The organism is Nostoc cf. commune SO-36 (genome assembly GCF_023734775.1).
Lineage (GTDB): Bacteria > Cyanobacteriota > Cyanobacteriia > Cyanobacteriales > Nostocaceae > Nostoc > Nostoc commune_A.
The window spans coordinates 6,749,976-6,770,741 of sequence record NZ_AP025732.1; the positions used below are offsets into that span (position 1 = coordinate 6,749,976).

The window sequence follows — 20,766 nt, forward strand, 5'->3', positions numbered from 1 at the left end:
CGAACTTGATATGATTCCTAAAATTTTCTTTAACAAATTTATAGTTTTTATTTATTCCTTAATTATTCTTAATTTTCTTTTTTTGACTTTATCCGTAATGATTTAGGCAGACAGTGGATATATTTAATAGCTTCATAAAAATTACCTGTTACCCCAGTCTTAGGTAATTCTTAGATGCAACTGCTCAAGGATGTCTCATGAGCCAAATAAAATCAATATGAGGGAGATGTGATTCAGGAATATGAGTTATGAATTAGCAATTGTCTTAGGAATAACTTACAGCCGCCTAAGCTTATTTGATGTTATCTATGAAAACAATAGATAACTATAGTCGCATCAAATAATTAAGGCTAAAAAACTACGATACTAAAGCGACTATTCTTACTAGAATCACTATTTTGCTTTCAGGAAATAAATTTAATTTGAGGTAAAGATGAAGCACGAAAAACTTTCTCCCGGACTACTTTTGGCATTTCAAGACTATCAAAACGAAGGAGATCAAGCTTTAGTTACACACAAGCGATCGCTTGGCATCATTGCCCACAAAAGCCCGGTAAAGCCCACTAAGAGCGTCGTTTTTATCTACTGCGACCCTGATGCAGACTTAAGTTATCTATCACAATATAATATTGAAGTCAATCAAAACTCTGGAAGTGTGCGGACAGCTTTCTTACCCTTAGAAAGTTTAGATGTCTTATCTGAAGAAGATGTTATCCAACGCATCAAGCCATCACGCAAACTTCATTTGAGGATGGACACTGCAATAGGAACAGTCAAACTGCCGGAATTTAAGAATCAAACCGGACTGACTGGTAAAGGAGTAATCATCGGCATTATAGACAGTGGCATTGATCCGAAACACCCTGCCTTTGCTGGACGAATTTTACACATTTGGGATCAAACACTACCAGGCCCAGGAGTCACAGAGGGCGGCTATGGGGCTGAATTCACGGGAGCGCAACTGACAATTTCTCAAGATACTGGCGGTCATGGCACTCACGTTGCCGGAATTGCCGCCGGTGCTGATGCTAGCTATGGCGGTGTAGCACCAGAAGCAGAATTAGTTATTGTCAGGTCAGATTTACAGGATGCCCACATTGCTGATGCTGTGCGTTACATTTTCCGACTTGCTAAAGAGTTAGGACGCCCAGCAGTGGTAAATCTCAGCTTGGGTGGACACGCTGATGCCCATGATGGTAGTGATTCCTTATCCAAAGTTATTGATGCCGAAACTGGCCCTGGAAGAATTGTTTGCTCTGCTGCGGGTAACGAAGGAAACGCTAACATTCATGGACAAACGACAATACCCAGTGGACGCACTCGTGGTATGCGCTTTAATGTTCCTTGAATCAAGTAGGCATAGTTTGGTTAAACGCTTGGTATTCTAAAGATAGCGAATTGGAAGTGTCCGTGCGGAGTCCTAACGGTTTTGTAACTCCCTTCCAAAAAATAATTACTGATGGTAATGCTGCACAAGATTACCAGTTACCAGATTCACGGGTGCAATTAGCGACACCACCACCAGACCAAGCCAACGGCGACCATAATTTCTTTGTGCAAATACGCGGTATTGGCCCCTCGCAAGTCATGGGAGGTATTTGGCAGCTGCGAGTCCGCAACTGTTCTTCAACTGACACATGTTTGAATGTGTGGACACTAGATGACACTTCATCAGTGTTTTTTACAGGTAAAAGTGTGAAGGATGCGGTAAAAATTGGCTCACCAGGAGCCGCCAGCAGTGCAATTACAGTTGCTGCCTATACTACTAGAACCAAGTACACAGATATTGATGGCCAAGTACGAGAAATGGGCTTAGAATTAAATACTGTTTCCGACTTCAGTAGTGAAGGCCCCCTACGCAATAATGGACACAAGCCGGATGTAGCAGCACCAGGAGCGATGATTATTTCCACCCTTTCCGCCGATGCAAATTTTGACCGTTCATCGATGATTAATTCTAAGTTTGTGGTGCAGGCGGGTACGAGTATGGCGACACCCTTTGTAAGTGGGTTAGTAGCACTGTTGTTGCAGCGAGATCCTAAACTTGATCCGGCTGCTGTGAAAGACTTGCTACGTAAAAATAGTGCTATTCCCGGAAAACCCCCAGGCACATTTGATGAGAAATGGGGTTATGGAGTGATTAACGCTTTGAATCTGTAATTAGATTGAGAAAGGTGGATATTATTTCTGTACAAGGGTAGGCAATAATAACCTATAAATTTGATAAGTTAGGGTAGACAGTAATTGTCTACCCTCTTTACTAAGGAATTGCTGATGAATTATCAAAAATTAGATGCTGCTCTTGCTACAGCGCTGAATGATGTTCAAAATTCAGAAGAACCAAGTTTGACAGTTTTCATTCATACTGAACCAATTTTAAACTCTGCTGCAACTGCTGTTTTAGAAAGTTTTGGTGTCAGTGGTGTTAGCAGTGGCAAAGATATTTTCACGGCAACACTCTCACCAAATGCCATTTCTCAGTTGTCAGAGCAACCTTGGGTGAAATATTTGAAGCGATCGCAGCAATTAGGTTTGGTTAATAGGAGACTAAATATAGGAAAATTGGGTGTTTAATGGGCATTACCTAACCCTACACTGTGCGGATAATTTTTTGCGTTTATTGTGAGTCAGGTTTTGGTTTTTCTGCAAACTTACACTTCACCTCAATTTGCAGATTACTTTCGGCTGAACCTTCGGTAATGTAAGGAATGCCTGCTTTGCCACCCAACTTAATGCCAAATGTAAGTTTTACCTCCTCAATCTCAGCAGTATTGAAGTCTTTAAAAGCACTAAGAGCATAGATAGTATAAGAGCGAATCATTTGCCGAGCTTGTTGCATCCGAGCGATCGCATCTGTTCGCACATCCTTGTATTCTATGCCATCGTCATCCTCCTCAATTTCCGAACTTGTTTCGGTGGCTGTGAGGTTGATCTCAATCTGCTCAATCTCTCCATCTGCTTCAAAAAATAGTTGCTGTACTTCTGACATGGGATACCTCAGTTAAATTTTTGTATCGTGTCTGAAAAATTTCAATTTGCTTGTAGAAAAATAATAGATGGTATTGTTTCTAGTAACACAGTCATCATTGTGTCTCTCAAGATTATCCCGCATTTTTCAACCTAAGGTGTGTTAAATGGCACGATACGCGCTTGTTATTGGCATCGCTGAGTATGTCAGCCTATCATTACCGCGTTTGTCGAAGACTACAAATGATGCTGAAGCGATCGCGCAACTCCTAGAGCAGTATGGTGATTTCCAGTCTGTGCAAAGACTACCACAGCGCTGGAACAAAGATAAAAACGGCTATGAAATGGCAGCGTCAAAAGTTACTGGCGCTGAAATCGGTCAAAAAATCAAAACATTCCTGCTAGAGCAAGCTGCTAATAATGAAGCGCTGATTTATTTTAGCGGGCATGGGTTTACTATTTCCGACAACTTAGGACAACAAAAAGGATATTTGGCAAGTTCCGATTGTCAGATTGAATTTAAGGATAACGAAAATGTTGAACAAAAATATGGCATTGACTTGGATAGCCTTAACGACTTAATTCGATATTCGCAATTGAGTAGTTTAGTGATGCTACTCGATTGTTGTCATAGCGGCTATTTTTTAGAAAAACAATTAATAGAAAGAACTCTTAACGCTTTCAGTAAACAAAAGGATTATTACTTAATTACAGCTTGTCGCCGCTTTGAACGCGCAGCAGTTATTAAGAGTGAAGAATATAGTATTTTCACAGGTGCTGTTATCAAGGGATTAGCAGTTGAAAATGCAGGGAGTAGTAGGCGAATTAGTAGCGATCGCTTATTCGATTTTGTCAGCAACGAATTGAAAGGTTCAGTACAAGAACCAATTCGTATGGGCTTAGGAAGTTTGATTACTTTGATAACTTATCCTCAATTAGATATTCCGAAAGAAGAAGTTGCTTTTAATCGGAGAAATCCTTATCGAGGACTTTATGCTTTTGAATTCGAGCAAGCACAATATTTTGGTGGACGACAACAAGCAGTTCGCACACTGATTTTACGTTTGCTGGATAGTCGTTTTTTGGCTGTAATTGGCTACTCAGGTAGTGGCAAATCTTCGTTGGTAAAAGCAGGTTTGTTACCGCAACTGAAAGACAATCGCTGCCTGGAAGCAGTGAATGGACGATCGCATCTTTTACCCCTGGAGAACACCCTCTAGGCAAATTAGTTGATATTCTGGCTCGACAACAACAAAATCAGCCTTATGTGCTATTTATCGATCAGTTTGAAGAAATATTCACTCTCTGTGAAGACGAAGAGGAAAGAAAAGCTTTTATCCGCTCAGTGGTACAGGAAGTTAAGGCGGCTGAAAAACAAACGCGGATAATTTTGACAATGCGAGGTGATTTTTTAAATAAATGTGCTGAATATCTAGAAATTATTACTCTTATTAATAGCGATCCTCCCACAGCATTCATCGTCACACCAATGTCTTTTGCTGAATTACAGGAAGCTATTGAAAAACCTGCGAATTTGCATGGCGTGACTTTTGAACATGGTTTAGTATCGCAAATTGCTCAAGACATTATTGGACAGCCGGGAGCATTACCACTCTTACAATACGCCCTTAAAGAACTATGGCGAGTTTGTATAGAAGCGGAATCTCCACAACCACTTTTAACTCACATAGGATATGAAGAAATTGGGGGAGTTATAGGAGCTTTAGACAAACGAGCTACAATTTTATATCAAAGTTTTACAACCGTAGATCAAAAGTTTGTCCAAAGCTTATTTATGGAGTTGGTGCAATTAAGTAAAAGTGGAGGAGTGACGCGGCGGCGTGTTAGCTGGGAGAGATTAGCAGCAATTTCAGATTCTCCACAACAGCTGCAACGGGTGATAGGATTATTAGCTGATTCCCAACAACGCTTAATTATCACTGATGAAAAGACAATAGAAGTCGCCCATGAAGCGCTGATATCTGAGTGGAAATTACTCAACAGTTGGATTGCTAAAGATTTGGAGAATATTCGTCTCCATCGCTCTTTAGAAGAAGATTGTCAAGAATGGCAGGAAATATTTAATAAATCCGATGATGCACTATTAACGGGTGCAAAGTTAGCTGTAATTGCGGAGTGGGTAGAGAAAACTCAACCAAGATTTACGCCACCAGAAATAGAGTTTTTGCAAAAGAGTTTAAAAAGGCGCAATCGAGAAATACAATCTGAACTAGAGCATGAACGCCAATTGCGAGAGCTAGCAGAATCTCGACAAGAAGAAGCAGAAGCTAGGGCCAAAGCTGAAGCAGAAAAAACAACAGGAAGCCCGTAATAGAGTTAAAGCTGAAAGGCAAAAAAATTGGTGGTTGTCTTTAGCAGTAGTTAATTTGACAATAGTTGCAGTCTTGGTTATTGGACTGAAGCAACAAGCAAATCAACGAGAAAAAGCTGTTATCGAAGTTTTAATTTTAGAACCAGAACAGCTATTGAAAGTCCACAAACAGTTAGAAGCATTGATAAAAAGTGTAAAAGTACTGAAATATTTAAAAAAAATTGGTGCAGAGCAAATCGCATCTACTAAAAGGCTCCAAAATATTATCTCTCAATCCAAAGAGCGCAATCGCTTAGAAGGACATAGTGAGACAGTTAATGATGTTAGCATTAGTCCAGACGGTAACATGATTGCTTCTGCAAGTAACGATAAAACTGTCAGACTTTGGACTAAGGAAGGTAAGCCATTCAAACAACCTCTAAAACACAATAGTGCGGTTTGGGCTGTTACTTTTAGTAACGATGGTAATTTGCTTGCTTCCGGCGATGCTGGTGGAATTGTCAACATTTGGAATAGTCGAAATGGAGAGCTGAAACAAAAATTTCTCCCACCAAAAAATGTTAAAGAAGACGATAGGCTTGTTTTAAAAGTGAGCTTTAGTCCTGACGATCGGACAATTGCCTCGGCTAATTGGGATAAAACTGTAAAAATTTGGAATGTTGCAAATGGTGATTTAATCAAAACCTTGACAGATGGAAATCGGGTTAATGCCGTGAATTTTAGTTTAGATGGTAATATGATTGCGGCTGGTGGAGATGATAAAACTGTCAAAGTTTGGAAAGCTCAAGATAAAACATTATTGAAAAAGCTTGCAAACGGAGATGTGATTTATGGAGTAAGTTTCAGTCCAGATGCTAGTATCCTAGCTTCTGCTAGTCAGGATAAAACTGTAAAAATTTGGGATGTTGCTAGTGAAAAAATTAAAAGAACATTCCATCATCAAGACTCAGTTTATGCAGTAAGTTTTAATCAGGATGGTAATATGCTAGCTTCTGCTAGTAAAGATAAAACTGTGAAAATTTGGAGTATTCCTAACGGCAATAAATTAGAAGAATTTTGGCACAGTGATAGTGTCAACAGCGTTACTTTTAGCCATCAGGATCAAATGATAGCATCGGCTCAGAGTAAAATCGTCACGCTTTGGCATATCAATTCAAATATAAGTAATGTAAAAGTAAAAAGTCGAGATGAATTATTAAAATATAGTTGCGATATTCTGCGAAATTATTTAACTAACAATTCCCAGATATCAAAAGAAGATAAACATATCTGTGATGAGTTTTACAAGAGATAGATGCTTTGAGGCGATAATTAAATTTAAATCAAAATCACATTTGAAATTAAAGGAATTTATGCTAGAAACCAACAGTAAATTGCTGGAAATTATCCACGACTTAATTAAAGATATCGTCGAGCAAAATCCCAAAGCAATTTATTATATACAGGAAATGATCTATGAAGGTAAATATGGTCGGCGCTTGCAAGGATTTGATGGCAATGTTCCAGCACATGATGACAATGTTAATGATGTTAAAGTAAGTTTAGACGGTAAGATGATTGCTTCTGCAAGTGTAGATAAAACTGTAAAAGTTTGGCGTAAGCAAGAAGACGATACTTTTTTATCAACTTCATGGAAAATGATTGATAGTTTGGATATACAACATCAAAGCCCAGTTTGGTCTGTTACTTTTAGTCGTAATGGTGAGTTGATTGCTTCTGGTGATGCTGATGGAATTATAAAAATTACAAGCATAAATAATAACAGTATTAATAGACAAATAAAACCAAAAGAAGATAATGATGAGATTGTTTTAAAACTTATGTTCAGCCCTGACGATCAGTCAATTGTATCTGCTAATTGGGATAAAAACGTAAGGGTTTGGAAGCTTTTAGATCATAACTATGAACTCATAAAAATTGGCGAACACGACGATAAAGTTTATGGAGTGTGTTTTAACTCTGATGGTAAGTTTATCGCTTCTGGTGGTGGAGATAACAAAGTAAATATTTGGAGTTTACCTCCTGATGCTAAACTGCTACATTCTTTAGTGCCTGAATTAGAGAAAAAAATGGCTCAAAAAACTCCAGTTTTTGATGTCAAGTTTAGCTTTGATGGTCAAATGATAGCTGCTGCTTATAAAGATAACTTTGTTCGGATTTGGGATATAAAAACAAAGAAGACTATAAAAAATTGCAAACATAAAGATACAGTGTATGGAATCAGTTTCAGTCCTGACAATCAGATGATCGCCTCTGGAAGTAAAGATGGATTTGTAAGAGTTTGGTCTACCGTGACTTATGGAGATTTAAATGCAGAACCAATAGCAGAATTTTGGCATGGGGTTCAGATAAATAGCGTTAGTTTTAGCCATGATGGTAAGTTTATCGCTTCTGGTGGTGATGATAAAAATGTTAGAATTTGGGATACCGTAAACATTGGTGAAAGTAGACAAGAACTAATAGAACGAATATCAAAAGATACATATAATTATTTAATAAACATTGTTAATCAACCAGCAATTTTTGATATTTTACAAAATTTGTTAAGTATTGATAAAACTAAAGCAAGGGAGATAAATATCGGAGATTTTCTTAAGAACGTTTTTTTAACTCCAGGCAATTAAAAAAATGCCTAGCCTAAACTAGCAAACTAATAGTAATGTCAAAAACACAATGATTGCTTTAAGAGATACTTTTAGGCGAAAAACATTGATGGCTTCGTAAAACAAAAAATTTAAAAATGGGAGTTACTGCACATGAAATTAATTCTACTGCCGACAAACGTAGAAGAACCTTCTGAAACCGCGAATTTTTGGTTGAAGAGTAATTATTATCGACCGTTTCAGCAATCAATTAACTTAATTGAACTTTGCGATCGCGGATGTCCTCGGAAAGATAAAGATTCTCCACGTTGTCTACTAAAAAAAGGGGTTAATACAAATTCTGTGTGATTTTGCCAAAAATCAGATACTCTTGCCTCTAATTCCTCCAAACAAGGGGGATTGGAGGTATTGTGATGTGCAAAAGAATAGAAAAATGGTAGTCGTCGTAGAACTAGTGTAGCGATTGATCGCACCCATTCTTCATACTCACTAATACAAACGTTCTAGCTTTTCTCCTTATCAGCCCCACCATCCATACACTACCAGCATTCTGTAAAATTCATCCCAAAGAATCAGATGATCCCCCTTACCTGTGGTGGCAGACAGTCCTAAACTGAGAGTGAGAGTTGAAAGGCAGTCGGGAGAAATTTTGTGAAAAAAGTATTATCAATCATCCTTGGTGGTGGCGCGGGTACTCGGCTTTACCCCCTAACCAAACTCCGCGCTAAACCAGCAGTACCAGTAGCGGGTAAGTATCGCCTAATCGATATCCCTGTTAGTAACTGCATAAATTCCGAAATATTCAAAATCTATGTCCTGACACAATTCAACTCAGCTTCCCTGAATCGTCACATTGCCCGTACCTATAACTTTAGTGGCTTCAACGAAGGTTTTGTAGAAGTCCTAGCAGCACAACAAACACCAGAAAACCCTAACTGTTCCAAGGTACAGCCGATGCTGTGCGTCAGTATCTATGGTTAATGGAAGAATGGGATGTAGAAGAATATTTAATCCTCTCAGGTGATCACCTCTACCGGATGGATTATCGCCAGTTTATCCAGCGCCATCGGGAAACAGGGGCTGATATTACTCTTTCAGTCATCCCCATTGATGAGCGGCGCGCCTCAGATTTTGGCTTGATGAAAATTGACGATTCTGGTAGGGTAATCGACTTTAGCGAAAAACCCAAAGGTGAAGCGTTAACCCAAATGCAAGTTGATACAAGTGTACTGGGATTATCAAAAGAACAAGCCAAGCAACAGCCTTACATCGCCTCAATGGGGATTTATGTCTTTAAGAAAGAGGTTTTGTTCAAGTTATTGAGAGAAGGTATCGAAAGGACTGATTTCGGCAAAGAAATTATTCCTGATGCCTCTAAAGATTACAACGTTCAAGCTTACCTTTTTGATGACTACTGGGAAGATATTGGAACAATTGAGGCATTTTATCATGCAAACTTAGCACTGACTCAGCAGCCCCAGCCACCTTTTAGTTTCTACGATGAAAAGGCACCAATTTATACCCGCGCTCGTTACTTACCTCCAACTAAACTTTTAGATTGCCATATCACAGAATCAATTATCGGCGAAGGTTGTATTTTGAAAAATTGCCGCATTCAACATTCAGTCTTGGGAGTGCGATCGCGGATTGAATCTGGCTGCGTCATCGAAGAATCTTTGCTCATGGGTGCAGATTTTTACCAAGCTTCTGTGGAACGTCAATCTAACTTAGTAGAAAACGACATTCCCGTAGGTATCGGTATAGACACGATGATTCGCGGTGCCATCATCGATAAAAATGCCCGCATCGGTCACGATGTCAAAATAATTAATAAAGATAACGTGCAAGAAGCTGAACGGGAAAATCAAGGTTTCTACATCCGCAGTGGCATTGTTGTCGTGTTGAAAAATGCTGTAATTCCCGATGGAACCATCATTTAGTCATTGGTCATTGGTCATTGGTCATTAGTCATTAGTTAATAGTCACAAGTAACAAATGACAAAGGACAAATGACTAAACTCATTTTGCTAATTGGTCTTCCAGGTAGCGGTAAGTCAACTCTGGCAAAACAATTACTGGCAGAATGCCCCCAAATGGCGCTGATTTCTACAGATGCCATCCGGGGGCAATTGTTCGGTTCCCAAGCTGTTCAGGGGCCGTGGCTGCTGATTTGGCGCGAAATTGAGCGGCAATTTCAGCAAGCTATTTCCACAACTAATCAAGCTATTTTCGATGCCACTAATGCCCAGCGCCGCCATCGTCGTGATGTCATTGCTTTAGCGCGTGAGTTGGGTTTTACCCACATTACGGTAATTTGGGTAGATACACCAGTCTGGCTATGTTTGGCACGGAATAAAAGACGATTGCACCAGGTTCCAGAAGAAATTATTTTGCGGATGCACCGTCAACTCCGCGATGCTCCCCCAAGCCTGGAAGAAGGACTAGACAACCTGATCCGCTTATCAGAAAAATCGGAGTACGGAAATTGCGATCGCTCAATGAGCGAGAACCACACTTGATTTTCTATATTCTTTGTTAATTTAAAGTCAGATTCTTTTCGCTTGGCACTATACCAGGCAAAATAATATCTCTTATCTTAAAAAAAAACATAACGGGAATTTCTATAGGAGGCTGGTAGATGGCTGCAACCGACTTCAAAGACTATTACGCAATTTTGGGAGTTAGTAAGACTGCCAGTCCAGAGGAGATTAAACAAGCCTTTCGTAAACTAGCCCGCAAATATCACCCTGATGTCAACCCAAATAACAAACAGGCAGAAGCACGCTTTAAAGAAGTTAGCGAAGCCTACGAAGTTGTGTCAGACCCAGATAAACGCAAAAAGTACGATCAATTTGGCCAATATTGGAAACAAGTCGGTCAAGGTTTTCCATCCGGCGGTGTTGGCCCCGATATGGGTAACTTTGACTTCAGCCAATACGGAAATTTTGATGAGTTCATTAATGAGTTGCTAGGACGTTTTGGTGGTGCTACTCCTCGTGGCGGGCGACAAAGTAGCTCACAAAGTTACTCTTATCGCACTTCTACAGGTGCGCCAAGTGGTTTTGGCGGCTTTAACGATTTTGGGTTTCAAGATGCAGGTGCGGGTACTAGCCAAGATAGTGAAGCTGCGATCGCTCTCACTTTTACCGAAGCTTTTAATGGTGTGCAAAAGCGCTTCAGTTTAGGTAACGAAACAATAGATGTCCGCATTCCATCTGGCGCTAGAACTGGTACTCGCCTGCGTGTGCGGGGCAAAGGTCAAATCAACCCCATGACTCAACAACGCGGGGATTTATACTTAAAAGTTGAACTTCAGCCACACTCGTTTTTCCAAATGGAAGGCGATAATCTTGTTTGCGAAGTGCCAATCACCCCAGATGAAGCCACTTTGGGAGCGTCCATTGATGTACCTACTCCTGATGGTTCAGTTAATGTCAAACTACCAGCAGGGGTGCGTTCTGGTCAATCTCTGCGTTTACGTGGCAAAGGTTGGCCCCTCGCCAAGGGAGGACGCGGCGATCAGTTGGTGAAAGTGGCGATCGTTCCACCAAAAGACCTCAGCCAACAAGAGCGGGAATATTATGAAAAAATCCGGGCTATACGTACTTATAATCCCCGCAGTCATTTGAACCAAGTCAGGCTGTGAATATTGTGGATTTTAGAAACGCGGAGGGGCACTTTGCGTTTCTAAATTAATTCGGTATGAATTTACTGCGCCATTCTCGCCATCAGAATGAATTTAAACGCTTCTATTGCCTCTGGTGTAGGCTCGGTAGCTTGCCACGTTATCCGTGCAACTAAGCGATCGCACCAAGCATTTAATTTTTGATATTCACTTAAATTGCTCTAACAATGTTTCAACACTAGCATTGTGATCCAGAAAAGAAAATAAATGCCAGTAGCGGAGTTTCCCTTCTTTATCTAATACGAATTGTGCTGCTAAAGGCGCTCCCAGCGCTTGTCCTACTTGATAGTTACGAAAAACTCTACAACTAGGATCACTCAATAATGGCATTTTTAAGCCTAAATCCCTCACAACTATTTGACTCTGCCTTTCATCGGTACTCGTAATCATTAAAACTTCTATACCGCAATTTTTAAATTGTTCATAGTTTTCATTTAAAGCTTTGATGTGAGGAAAACAAAAGGGACAATATTGCTTTTCGGTAAAGATACGAGTAAAGGCAACTAGTACGGGTTGTTTGCCTCTATAATCAGATAATTTTACTAATCTTCCGTTGGTAATATCTGGCAGTTGAAAGTCTGGTGTTCCTACTTCCAATCTAAGTTTATTGCTAGCTGGAACTGGTAAGAAATTGCGGAAAAATCGCTCATTGAATAAACCACTAAAATCAGTTGAAGTAAGCATAGTAGTATTTTGGCTTTTAGATTTTCAAAGATTTATGGAATATAACTGTCGCCATCAATGTTGAAACTGAATATATTTTTAACTCTGATTATTTAAATACTAGGACTTACGCATTGACAGAAAAGGCGAAATAGCAGCTATGTTTTTCTGGGCTTTTAGGTAGATTTTTCAACTAACTTTTTGCGATCGCAATTAAAAAAAGATACTTTGCAAAAGCCTGAAACGACGCATTTGTGTTAATACACAAGATGATTCGTTTGTACAGTGCGTAAGTCCTAAATACCATTTTAATCGAACAGAATTCAGGAGTCAGCATGAATTCTGACCAAAAAAGCGGATAGCGTAAAGCCTTCTCTTTCAGAGACGCTAACGCCGAACGGCATGGCTTCCCTTAGAGCGAGTTCGCGTTCGCTTTTAGCGTCTCGTAGAGAAGCGTTAGCGAGTCTTCTCCCAAGGGGAGACGTTTCACGAACGAGCGTTTTGCATTCTGACTCCTGAATTCTGACTTCTGAATTCTTCAAGAGAAAACCACAGATAGACACGGAGGTTAACACTGTTTAATGTGTATCTCTGTTTATCTGTGGTTTTCATTGATTTTGCTCTTAACTCCAACAGTATGGATTAGAGTTTGCTAGCTAAGAAAATTTAGACAGCAGAGAAGTAGACTTTAGACTTCACTGGGTCAGGATTCATCGTCTTGTCACCAGGTTGCCAACCAGCTGGGCAAACTTCGTCGGGGTGAGACTGAACATACTGAAGTGCTTGTAATGTCCGCAGGGTTTCATCAACGCTGCGACCAAAAGCTAGGTTGTTGATGGTGGCGTGCTGTATGATACCATCTTTATCAATGATGAATAGACCGCGCAAGGCAATGCCTGCTGCTGGGTCAAGAACGTTGTAAGCGGCACTAATCTCTTTCTTGATGTCGGAGACTAGGGGATAATTCAGGTCGCCGACACCACCAGACTTACGATCTGTTTGAATCCAAGCGAGGTGGGAGAATTCACTATCAACGGAAGCCCCAAGGACTTCAGTATTGATTTTCTTGAATTCTTCGTAGCGATCGCTAAATGCTGTGATTTCAGTAGGACAAACAAAGGTAAAGTCTAATGGGTAGAAAAACAGGACGACATACTTACCGCGATAATCGGAAAGTTTGATTGTCTTAAATTCCTGATCTACCACAGCTGTTGCTGTGAAATCGGGAGCTTGTTGACCAACGCGGAGGCTTCCTTCGGTTCCGTAAGTAAGGGACATTAACTTAATTCTCCTTTATCGGTTTATTAGCGTTGGAATTCGGGTCAAGTAAAACTTACCCATCCACGCTCTTACAGTTTAATTACGATCTGTTACGACTATATCATACTCATAACGATTTTGAGTAGCAAATGTCTGATTTAGATACAAGAGAATGGTTGCTTACTAATGGCTTAGGAAGTTTTGCTAGCGGCACAGTTTCTGGTGTCCGCACGCGCACTTATCATGGTTGGTTGTTTGCCGCGACAAACCCACCTTCTGGGAGGACTCTGCTGTTTTCGCACCTAGAAGCTAGTTTGGAAGTATTAGGGAACGTTGTAGCACTGGGCACAAATTTTTGGGGTAACGGTAAGATTGAGCGGACAGGCTACGACCTGCTACGCTCTTTTGATATTAACCCAGTTCCAAAATGGAATTGGGGTCAAGATAACTGGCAGTTAACTAGACAATTGCTGATGCCCTATGGTTTGGTGAGGGCTGGGGACGAAGGGCAGGGGAGCAGGGGGGCGGGGGAGCAGGGGGGCAGAGGAGCAGGGGAGCAGGGGAGCAGGGGAGAAGTTGCAGAAAGTTTTTCCCCTCTGCCTCTTATACCCAATGCCCAATTTTGCGATCGAATTTTAATTCAGTATCGCTACGAGGGAAGTCATACAGCAATTTTACGGTTGCGACTGTTGATAGCAGAACGGGACTTTCACCATCAGCAGACTGCTAGTCAAGAATTAAAGTTCTCACAATTGCTAGGGCAACAGCAAATCTGTCTGCAAGCAATCAATTCTGGACATTTCGGTATACCTTGGCACTTGCGCTGGACACAAGGAAATTATCAACCAGATGCAGTTTGGTATTGGGATTATGGATTGTCTGAGGAGACGAAACGGGGATTAGGCGACAAAGAAGACTTGTACAGTCCTGGTTACTTAATAGTCACACTCCAACCAGGAGATGCTGTGACTCTAGAAGCACGAGTAGGTTTTCCCGACTCGGTGTCAGGTGTTCTCAGCCCTAAAACCTTTGCAGAAGCCGTGGAGGCAGAGCAAGAAAGGCTCTCACAGATTTTTGGATGGAGAGAGGGAGGCAGAGGAGCAGGGAGCAGGGAGCAGGGGAATAATTACGAATCTCAAATGCCCCATGCCCCATGCCCAATGTCCAATGCCCAATATCCACTTAACCAACAACTACTCAAAGCAAGCGATCAGTTTATTGTCTATCGAGCCTCAATTGCAGGCCCCACGGTGATTGCTGGTTATCACTGGTTTAATGACTGGGGACGCAACACATTAATCGCCTTACCGGGGTTGGCATTAGTTCCACAGCGCTTTGACCTAGCAAAAGGAGTATTGCGAACTTTTGGGCATTATTGTCGCCACGGTTTGATTCCTAATGCATTTCCTGATGTCAATGGCGAACCAATTTATAACAGTATTGATGCGGCGTTGTGGTGGATTGAAACTTTAGGACTTTATTTAGAAGCTACCCAAGACTGGGAATTTTTGGCAGAGCAATTCCCCTTAGTACAGCAAATCTACAAAGCATTTGTCGGTGGTACACATTTCAATATCCAGATCGATGCTACTGATGGGCTAGTTAGTTGGGATGCTCCTGGTGTAGCCCTTACCTGGATGGATGTGGTAATTGGGGCACACCCCGTCACTCCCCGTTACGGTAAGCCAGTCGAAATCAATGCGCTGTGGTATTCAGCTTTATGCTGGCTAAGTCAGTGGGCAGAGCGCTTAAGCCAGATGGAGTTTGGTGATTCAGTGCGTCTGACTAAGCAAGCACAGCGTTATGCTCAACAAGCACAAAATGTAAAAACCTCGCTGCAAAAGTTCTGGAATCCTCATCTGGGTTATTTATACGATACTATTGAGCCGGACGATCGCCGGAATTTTCAAGTTCGTCCCAATGCCATTTTGGCGCTGTCACTGCACCATTGCGCCTTTTCTGAACAGCAAGGGTGTCAAGTATTAGATTTAGCAACTGCCAGCTTACTTACCCCCTATGGTCTTCGCAGTCTCGATCCAGGAGATCCCGAATACAAAGGAAGATATGAGGGCAACCAAGAGCAACGCGATCGCGCTTATCATCAAGGCACTGTTTGGGCTTGGCTAATTGGGCCATATATTCGGGCTTGGCAACGTTTTTATCCACAGCGATCGCTGCCTTTCGATTGGCAACCCCTGCTAGATCACTTCCAATTTGATGCTGCTATTGGTTCTATTTCTGAGATTTTTGATGGCGATTTACCTCATACACCCAGAGGTGCGATCGCTCAAGCTTGGTCAGTTGCTGAAGTAATTCGCCACATTAAATAGTGCTGAATATAATTTTCTTGATCAGGGAACTTCTAACCTGCTGAAAAATATCGGCTGCTCCCCCTGCCTTCACCCATCGATCATTTTTGGCTTGGTCGATTACTAGGTCTAACTGAGATTGATAGAATTAGAATAATCGGAATTTTCACCATCTAGCCATCAAGACTCATGCCCTCTGATATTGCTGTTGAGAAAAAAAAGTTAAAAAATCCACCTTTGGAACTTCATTACTTAGGCGATCGCGTGCTGCGTCAAGCTGCAAAGCGAGTTTCTAAAGTTGATGACGAACTCCGCAAAATAGTGCGCGAAATGCTGCAAACTATGTACAGCAAGGATGGCATTGGTTTGGCTGCACCCCAAGTAGGAATTCATAAACAACTAATTGTCATCGACCTAGAACCAGAAAACGCAGCTAATCAGCCCTTGGTGTTGATTAACCCCACTATTAAACAAGTCAGCCGCGACATCTCTGTTGCCCAAGAAGGATGCTTAAGTATTCCCAATGTATATCTAGACGTAAAGCGCCCCGAAGTGGTGGAAATTGCTTATAAAGACGAGTACGGTCGTCCTCGGACATTAAAGGCTAATGACCTCTTAGGACGCTGCATTCAGCATGAGATGGATCATCTTAACGGCGTGGTATTTGTAGACCGTGTAGAAAACTCCTTGACTTTAGCCCAGGAGCTATCTAAAAATGGCTTCTCGTATCAAGCGGTGAAACCAATAAAATAGGGGGCTAGTAGTGTATTTAACTCCAAAAAGCGGTTTATTTCTGGGTGGTTCTTGTGTAAGTGCGATCGCAGCTGTTGGTTCGATTTTTGAACTCAGTTACGGACGACCAGATTTTGGTTTCACAACCACGGCGATTATCCTGGGATTGAGCATTCCACTCACAGGATTATTTTTCTTTGCCGCAGTTAAGGATGCAAGGGCTAACATGAAATAAGCATCAGGTACATAAAAAAGGTAAGGGAATGGATGAAAAAGGCAAATTCATTCTTTTACCTTTTATTTTTACTCCTCCTCTTCCACTGCCCCTAAAGCTTTTAGCGTCATTAACTGCGCTGCGGTTAACCCTGTAACCCCAGTAATATTCATTCCTTCGTAGGGTCGTGGCGATCGCAGTGTTCTTAGGCAATCACCCGTTAATACATCCCAAAGCTTAATTGTCTCATCTTGGCTACCACAAATTAGGGTTTGACCATCAAGACTAAAGGCAACTGACCTGACCCAATTAGCCCCCTGTAAAGTTTTCAGACACTTACCATTATGGACATCCCATAATTTTACCGTTTGGTCTGCACTAGCACTAGCTAAAGTTTGACCATCGGGACTAAAAGCAACTGACCAGACTCGATTAGTATGTTCTTGCAAGGTTGCGAAGCACTTGCCCATGTAAACATCCCATAATTTAATTGTTTGGTCATCACTACCACTAGCTAAAGTCTGACCATCTGGACTGAAAGTAACTGACCTGATCCGATTGCTATGTCCCTGCAAAGTTTTGACACATTCTCCCGTAGAGATATCCCATAACCTCACTTTTTGGTTTTCACTGCCACTAGCTAAAGTGTGACCATCAGGACTAAAAGCAACTGATCTTACCCAACTGGTATGCCCTAGCAAAGTTTTGAGGCATTTTCCCGTATTAACATCCCACAACTTCACAGTTTGGTCATCACTACCACTAGCCAAAATTTCACCATCTGGGCTGAAAGCTACTGACCTAATTCGATTGGTATGTTCCTGTAACCTTTGGAGGCATTGCCCCGTGTGAACATTCCATAATTTAATTGTTTGTTTTTCGCTGCCGCTAGCTAAAATTTCACCATCGGGACTAAAGGCAATTGACCGTACCCAACTATTATGCCCCTCCAAAATTCTGAGGAATTTATCGTTACGAACATCCCATAATTTAACTGTTTGCTTTTCACTGCCACTAGCTAAAGTGTGACCATCGGGACTGAAAGCAACTGACTTTACCCGATTGCTATGTCCCTGTAAGGTTGTCAAGCACTCACCATTATAAACATCCCATAACTTCACTGTTTGGTTTTCACTACCACTAGCTAAAGTGTGACCATCGGGACTGAAAGCAACTGACTTTACCCGATTGCTATGCCCCTGAAAGGTTTTTAAGCACTTACCATTACTGACATCCCATAACTTCACTGTTTGGTCATCACCACCGCTAGCTAAAATTTCACCATCGGGACTAAAGGCAACCGACCATACCCGATTGGTATGTCCTTGCAAGGTTTTCAGGCACTTACCATTACGGACATCCCATAATTTCACCGTTTTATCGTCACTGCCGCTAGCTAAAATTTTACCATCGGGACTAAAAGCAACTGACCTTACCCAATTGTTATGCCCCTGCAAGGTTGTCAAGCACTTACTATCGCGGATATCCCATAATTTAATTGTTTGCTTTTCACTGCCACTAGCTAAAGTTTCACCATCGGGACTAAAAGCCACTGTTCTGACTCGATTAGTATTCCCTTGCAAGGTTGTCAGACATTTTCCAGTATGGACATCCCATAATTTTACTGTTTGGTCTTCACTGCCACTAGCCAAAGTTTGACCATCAGGACTAAAGGCAACTGACCTTACCCAATTGCTATGTCCCTGCAAGGTTTTCAGGCACTTACCATCATGAACATCCCATAACTTCACTGTTTGGTCATCACTGCCACTAGCTAAAGTTTGACCATCGGGACTAAAGGCAACTGATTTTACCCAACTGCTATGTCCGGTACAGCTAAAAAGTAGCTTTCCATCATCAACTTGCCACAAGTAAGTCTTGCCATCAGCATCACCCGTAGCTAAAAGTTTTCCATCTGGGCTAAATGCTACTGACGAAATACTAACTAAGGTTTCGGAAAAAACGGACTTAGCTAAATCAGCATTGGCAAAATTTACTTGATGCAAATTCACGCTTTGTAAATATGCTTGCCAAATAGTCAAATTGGAAAAGTCATAGCCGCTTAAATTAGTTTGTAGTTGACAAAGTATATTTAGTAGATTGCCACCCGCGTATCCTGGTGTTTGGAGAATATGTTGCAGATACCATAAAATCTTGGATAGCTGACTCTCCATATTTTTAGATGTTCTAAAAATAGTTGACAATCTATCAATAATTGGTTTGAGAATCAAACCAATCTGAGTATTTCTAATATAATCTTTAGCCGTAGCTTCTATTAAAGCATGGCTATTAAATAGTTCAATTTCAAGAGTGGTAATTTCGTGACAAACCTCTTCAACCAGTCGGTCAGTCATATACTCCATCACCACAGACTGGAGGGTGAAAAGTGCTGTTCTTTGTTCAATTAGCGATCGCCGCCGCAGTGATTCTAGCGCCTCCAGTACTTCCCTTTTGGGTAATGGACGCAGAATATCATTTAGCAATTCGTCTAGAGAAACTAACTCGCGCTTGATTGCTAGCCAATAAATTATTTCTTCTTCTATCTCTGACAACCGCTCAAATTGCTGGTTTAGTAAATTTCGAGTATCGCCAAAAATTATCTCTCCTTCAGCCAGAAAAGCAGCGATATCACCATCAAATAATTCCCGAATTGGCTCAGAAACTAGCTTTAATGCTAAAGGATTACCTGAATACTTCTCAATTAGCTCGGCCCATTCTTGTTGTAACCCAAATAACCCTTTATCTTGGAGAATTTGTTGTCCTTCTGTTTTTTCTAAACCGATTAACAATAATGTTCTGACTGGTGATGTTTCTCCCTCTAAAGGAGCAAATTCTTTTGGTTTTTCTCGTGAAGTCAACACTAAGCAGCTTTGATGCGGTTCTTCTCCTACCCGCCTAATTAGTTGACCATAATCTTCATATTCTTGTCTATAGTGTCCGGCGCGATCGCCTTCTTGTAAAATTGTCTCTATATTATCAAATACTAAAAGGCAACGACGCTCTCGTAAATAATTAATCAGCAACGTTACTCTACCATCCACGGTTTCAGGTAAGTCTGTTTCTCTCTCATCAGATAAAAATTCGATCAGGTTTGCTAACATCTCTGCGGCGGGTGGGGCATTGCGAAGACTTCGCCAAATCAAATACTCAAAATTATCTTGAACTTCCTTTGCCAGTTTCACCGATAAAGTAGTTTTGCCAATTCCCCCCATTCCCAATATTGCCACTAGCTGGCATTTATCTTTGATGAGCCACTGCTTTAACTGAGACAATTCTGTTATACGTCCATGAAAAACGCAGATACCAGGCGCTTCACCCCAATCTTGATGGTTTTTGACAATGGAATTTAGTGAAGATGCTTGATAATCACTTTCAATAGCTTGTTGTAACTTCTCAATAATTTGTTGTAACTTAGTGAGCTTACCTGGGCCGCTACCAGTAACATTAAATTTTTTGTAAACTTCGCTCAATCTTTTGCGTACTGCCTCGGCGCTGATTGCCAATTCTTTAGCGATCGCACTTGGCGATTGCCCTTGAACAGCATATAACAGAACCTCTAGCTCACTGCTAGACAAGCACCTTTCCTGAGCTAAAGCCAAAATAACTTTTTCGGGAATCACACTCATACTCACAAACTACACTCCCAATGTTATCTCACTATGTGAGACAATATACTGCAAAAAGTGAGTATTCTCCCAAATAAAGCGGTGTGAAAGCTTATTGAACGTAGAGTATTTCTCAATCTTTAGGCATATTTGTAGTGTTTTTAGGCTTTTTAAAAAATTTTCTTTATAGTTTACCTTGACCTAGGTAACTTGGTTACTTTATAGTGAGTATAATAGCTTAAACGCTAGTAACTTAGTAAGGTTACGGTTACATACAACAAAAAGAAACTTAGTGAGCTAAGACCTACGCAAGAACTTTTTGAAACTCTAATCTGATGCTTCTCTACGAGAGGCTGTGTCAAGGCAACGGGAACGCCTTCAACAAATATATCCTTG

15 protein-coding genes and 2 pseudogenes are annotated in these 20,766 nt (G+C 41.0%); 13 read left to right on the forward strand and 4 right to left on the reverse strand.

Going from position 1 to position 20,766, the window contains the following annotated elements; all coding sequences use genetic code 11:
- Positions 1-433: 433 nt before the first annotated feature.
- Positions 434-2,160: pseudogene (locus tag ANSO36C_RS30395) on the forward strand (S8 family peptidase).
- Positions 2,161-2,274: 114 nt separating this feature from the next.
- Positions 2,275-2,574 carry a hypothetical protein gene (locus tag ANSO36C_RS30400; protein ID WP_251957791.1) on the forward strand — a complete coding sequence of 100 codons (300 nt, stop codon included), beginning with the start codon at positions 2,275-2,277 and terminating at the stop codon, positions 2,572-2,574.
- Positions 2,575-2,617: 43 nt separating this feature from the next.
- On the opposite strand, the gene ANSO36C_RS30405 is transcribed toward ANSO36C_RS30400, so the two are convergent.
- The gene (locus ANSO36C_RS30405) at positions 2,618-2,989 is read right to left on the reverse strand and encodes a CU044_2847 family protein (protein ID WP_251957792.1); all 372 of its coding nucleotides are present in this window, start codon (positions 2,987-2,989) and stop codon (positions 2,618-2,620) included.
- A gap of 145 nt (positions 2,990-3,134) precedes the next feature.
- On the opposite strand from ANSO36C_RS30405, the gene ANSO36C_RS30410 reads away from it, so the two are divergent.
- From ANSO36C_RS30410 to ANSO36C_RS30445, 8 genes and pseudogenes are all read left to right on the forward strand, one after another.
- Positions 3,135-4,187, forward strand: a complete 1,053-nt coding sequence (locus ANSO36C_RS30410; RefSeq protein ID WP_251957793.1) for a caspase family protein — start codon at positions 3,135-3,137, stop codon at positions 4,185-4,187.
- A complete protein-coding gene (locus tag ANSO36C_RS30415) occupies positions 4,130-5,299 on the forward strand; it encodes an nSTAND1 domain-containing NTPase (protein WP_323374625.1) in 1,170 nt (389 codons plus the stop codon). The genes ANSO36C_RS30410 and ANSO36C_RS30415 overlap by 58 nt, the downstream gene beginning before the upstream one ends.
- Before the next feature lie 154 nt (positions 5,300-5,453).
- On the forward strand, positions 5,454-6,593 hold the full coding sequence (locus tag ANSO36C_RS30420; protein WP_251957795.1) for a WD40 repeat domain-containing protein: 1,140 nt from the start codon (positions 5,454-5,456) through the stop codon (positions 6,591-6,593).
- Positions 6,574-7,923, forward strand: a complete 1,350-nt coding sequence (locus ANSO36C_RS30425; RefSeq protein ID WP_251957796.1) for a WD40 repeat domain-containing protein — start codon at positions 6,574-6,576, stop codon at positions 7,921-7,923. The genes ANSO36C_RS30420 and ANSO36C_RS30425 overlap by 20 nt, the downstream gene beginning before the upstream one ends.
- Before the next feature lie 132 nt (positions 7,924-8,055).
- Positions 8,056-8,250, forward strand: coding sequence for a hypothetical protein (locus ANSO36C_RS30430; RefSeq protein WP_251957797.1), 195 nt, complete (start codon positions 8,056-8,058; stop codon positions 8,248-8,250).
- A gap of 303 nt (positions 8,251-8,553) precedes the next feature.
- Positions 8,554-9,842: pseudogene (locus tag ANSO36C_RS30435) on the forward strand (glucose-1-phosphate adenylyltransferase).
- A 69-nt stretch (positions 9,843-9,911) separates the two neighbouring features.
- Positions 9,912-10,421, forward strand: a complete 510-nt coding sequence (locus ANSO36C_RS30440) for an AAA family ATPase (RefSeq protein WP_251957798.1) — start codon at positions 9,912-9,914, stop codon at positions 10,419-10,421.
- Between the two features lie 119 nt (positions 10,422-10,540).
- Positions 10,541-11,548, forward strand: coding sequence for a DnaJ C-terminal domain-containing protein (locus ANSO36C_RS30445; protein WP_251957799.1), 1,008 nt, complete (start codon positions 10,541-10,543; stop codon positions 11,546-11,548).
- Positions 11,549-11,734: 186 nt separating this feature from the next.
- Here the strand turns inward: ANSO36C_RS30445 and ANSO36C_RS30450 are convergent, their stop codons facing one another.
- Together ANSO36C_RS30450 and ANSO36C_RS30455 are read right to left on the reverse strand one after the other, a co-directional pair.
- Positions 11,735-12,271: a peroxiredoxin family protein gene (locus ANSO36C_RS30450; protein ID WP_251957800.1), complete on the reverse strand. Its 537-nt coding sequence runs from the start codon at positions 12,269-12,271 to the stop codon at positions 11,735-11,737.
- A gap of 645 nt (positions 12,272-12,916) precedes the next feature.
- On the reverse strand, positions 12,917-13,528 hold the full coding sequence (locus ANSO36C_RS30455) for a peroxiredoxin (RefSeq protein ID WP_229553532.1): 612 nt from the start codon (positions 13,526-13,528) through the stop codon (positions 12,917-12,919).
- A 131-nt stretch (positions 13,529-13,659) separates the two neighbouring features.
- On the opposite strand from ANSO36C_RS30455, the gene ANSO36C_RS30460 reads away from it, so the two are divergent.
- The 3 genes from ANSO36C_RS30460 (at position 13,660) to ANSO36C_RS30470 (ending at position 16,786) form a co-directional block, all read left to right on the forward strand.
- Positions 13,660-15,840: an amylo-alpha-1,6-glucosidase gene (locus ANSO36C_RS30460; RefSeq protein ID WP_251957801.1), complete on the forward strand. Its 2,181-nt coding sequence runs from the start codon at positions 13,660-13,662 to the stop codon at positions 15,838-15,840.
- Positions 15,841-16,008: 168 nt separating this feature from the next.
- Positions 16,009-16,572, forward strand: coding sequence for a peptide deformylase (gene def, locus ANSO36C_RS30465; protein WP_251957802.1), 564 nt, complete (start codon positions 16,009-16,011; stop codon positions 16,570-16,572).
- 10 nt (positions 16,573-16,582) lie between these two features.
- Positions 16,583-16,786, forward strand: coding sequence for a hypothetical protein (locus tag ANSO36C_RS30470; RefSeq protein WP_251957803.1), 204 nt, complete (start codon positions 16,583-16,585; stop codon positions 16,784-16,786).
- Positions 16,787-16,854: 68 nt separating this feature from the next.
- Here the strand turns inward: ANSO36C_RS30470 and ANSO36C_RS30475 are convergent, their stop codons facing one another.
- Positions 16,855-20,391, reverse strand: coding sequence for a WD40 domain-containing protein (locus tag ANSO36C_RS30475; RefSeq protein ID WP_251960483.1), 3,537 nt, complete (start codon positions 20,389-20,391; stop codon positions 16,855-16,857).
- Between the last annotated feature and the right edge of the window lie 375 nt (positions 20,392-20,766).

What these genes read in the sequence shown, in the direction of transcription:
- ANSO36C_RS30400 (WP_251957791.1), top strand. Translation starts at nt 2,275, where the DNA reads ATGAATTATCAAAAATTAGATGCTGCTCTTGCTACAGCGCTGAATGAT.
- ANSO36C_RS30405 (WP_251957792.1), bottom strand. Translation starts at nt 2,989, where the DNA reads ATGTCAGAAGTACAGCAACTATTTTTTGAAGCAGATGGAGAGATTGAG.
- ANSO36C_RS30410 (WP_251957793.1), top strand. Translation starts at nt 3,135, where the DNA reads ATGGCACGATACGCGCTTGTTATTGGCATCGCTGAGTATGTCAGCCTA.
- ANSO36C_RS30425 (WP_251957796.1), top strand. Translation starts at nt 6,574, where the DNA reads ATGAGTTTTACAAGAGATAGATGCTTTGAGGCGATAATTAAATTTAAA.
- ANSO36C_RS30430 (WP_251957797.1), top strand. Translation starts at nt 8,056, where the DNA reads ATGAAATTAATTCTACTGCCGACAAACGTAGAAGAACCTTCTGAAACC.
- ANSO36C_RS30440 (WP_251957798.1), top strand. Translation starts at nt 9,912, where the DNA reads ATGACTAAACTCATTTTGCTAATTGGTCTTCCAGGTAGCGGTAAGTCA.
- ANSO36C_RS30445 (WP_251957799.1), top strand. Translation starts at nt 10,541, where the DNA reads ATGGCTGCAACCGACTTCAAAGACTATTACGCAATTTTGGGAGTTAGT.
- ANSO36C_RS30450 (WP_251957800.1), bottom strand. Translation starts at nt 12,271, where the DNA reads ATGCTTACTTCAACTGATTTTAGTGGTTTATTCAATGAGCGATTTTTC.
- ANSO36C_RS30455 (WP_229553532.1), bottom strand. Translation starts at nt 13,528, where the DNA reads ATGTCCCTTACTTACGGAACCGAAGGAAGCCTCCGCGTTGGTCAACAA.
- ANSO36C_RS30460 (WP_251957801.1), top strand. Translation starts at nt 13,660, where the DNA reads ATGTCTGATTTAGATACAAGAGAATGGTTGCTTACTAATGGCTTAGGA.
- def (WP_251957802.1), top strand. Translation starts at nt 16,009, where the DNA reads ATGCCCTCTGATATTGCTGTTGAGAAAAAAAAGTTAAAAAATCCACCT.
- ANSO36C_RS30475 (WP_251960483.1), bottom strand. Translation starts at nt 20,391, where the DNA reads ATGAGTGTGATTCCCGAAAAAGTTATTTTGGCTTTAGCTCAGGAAAGG.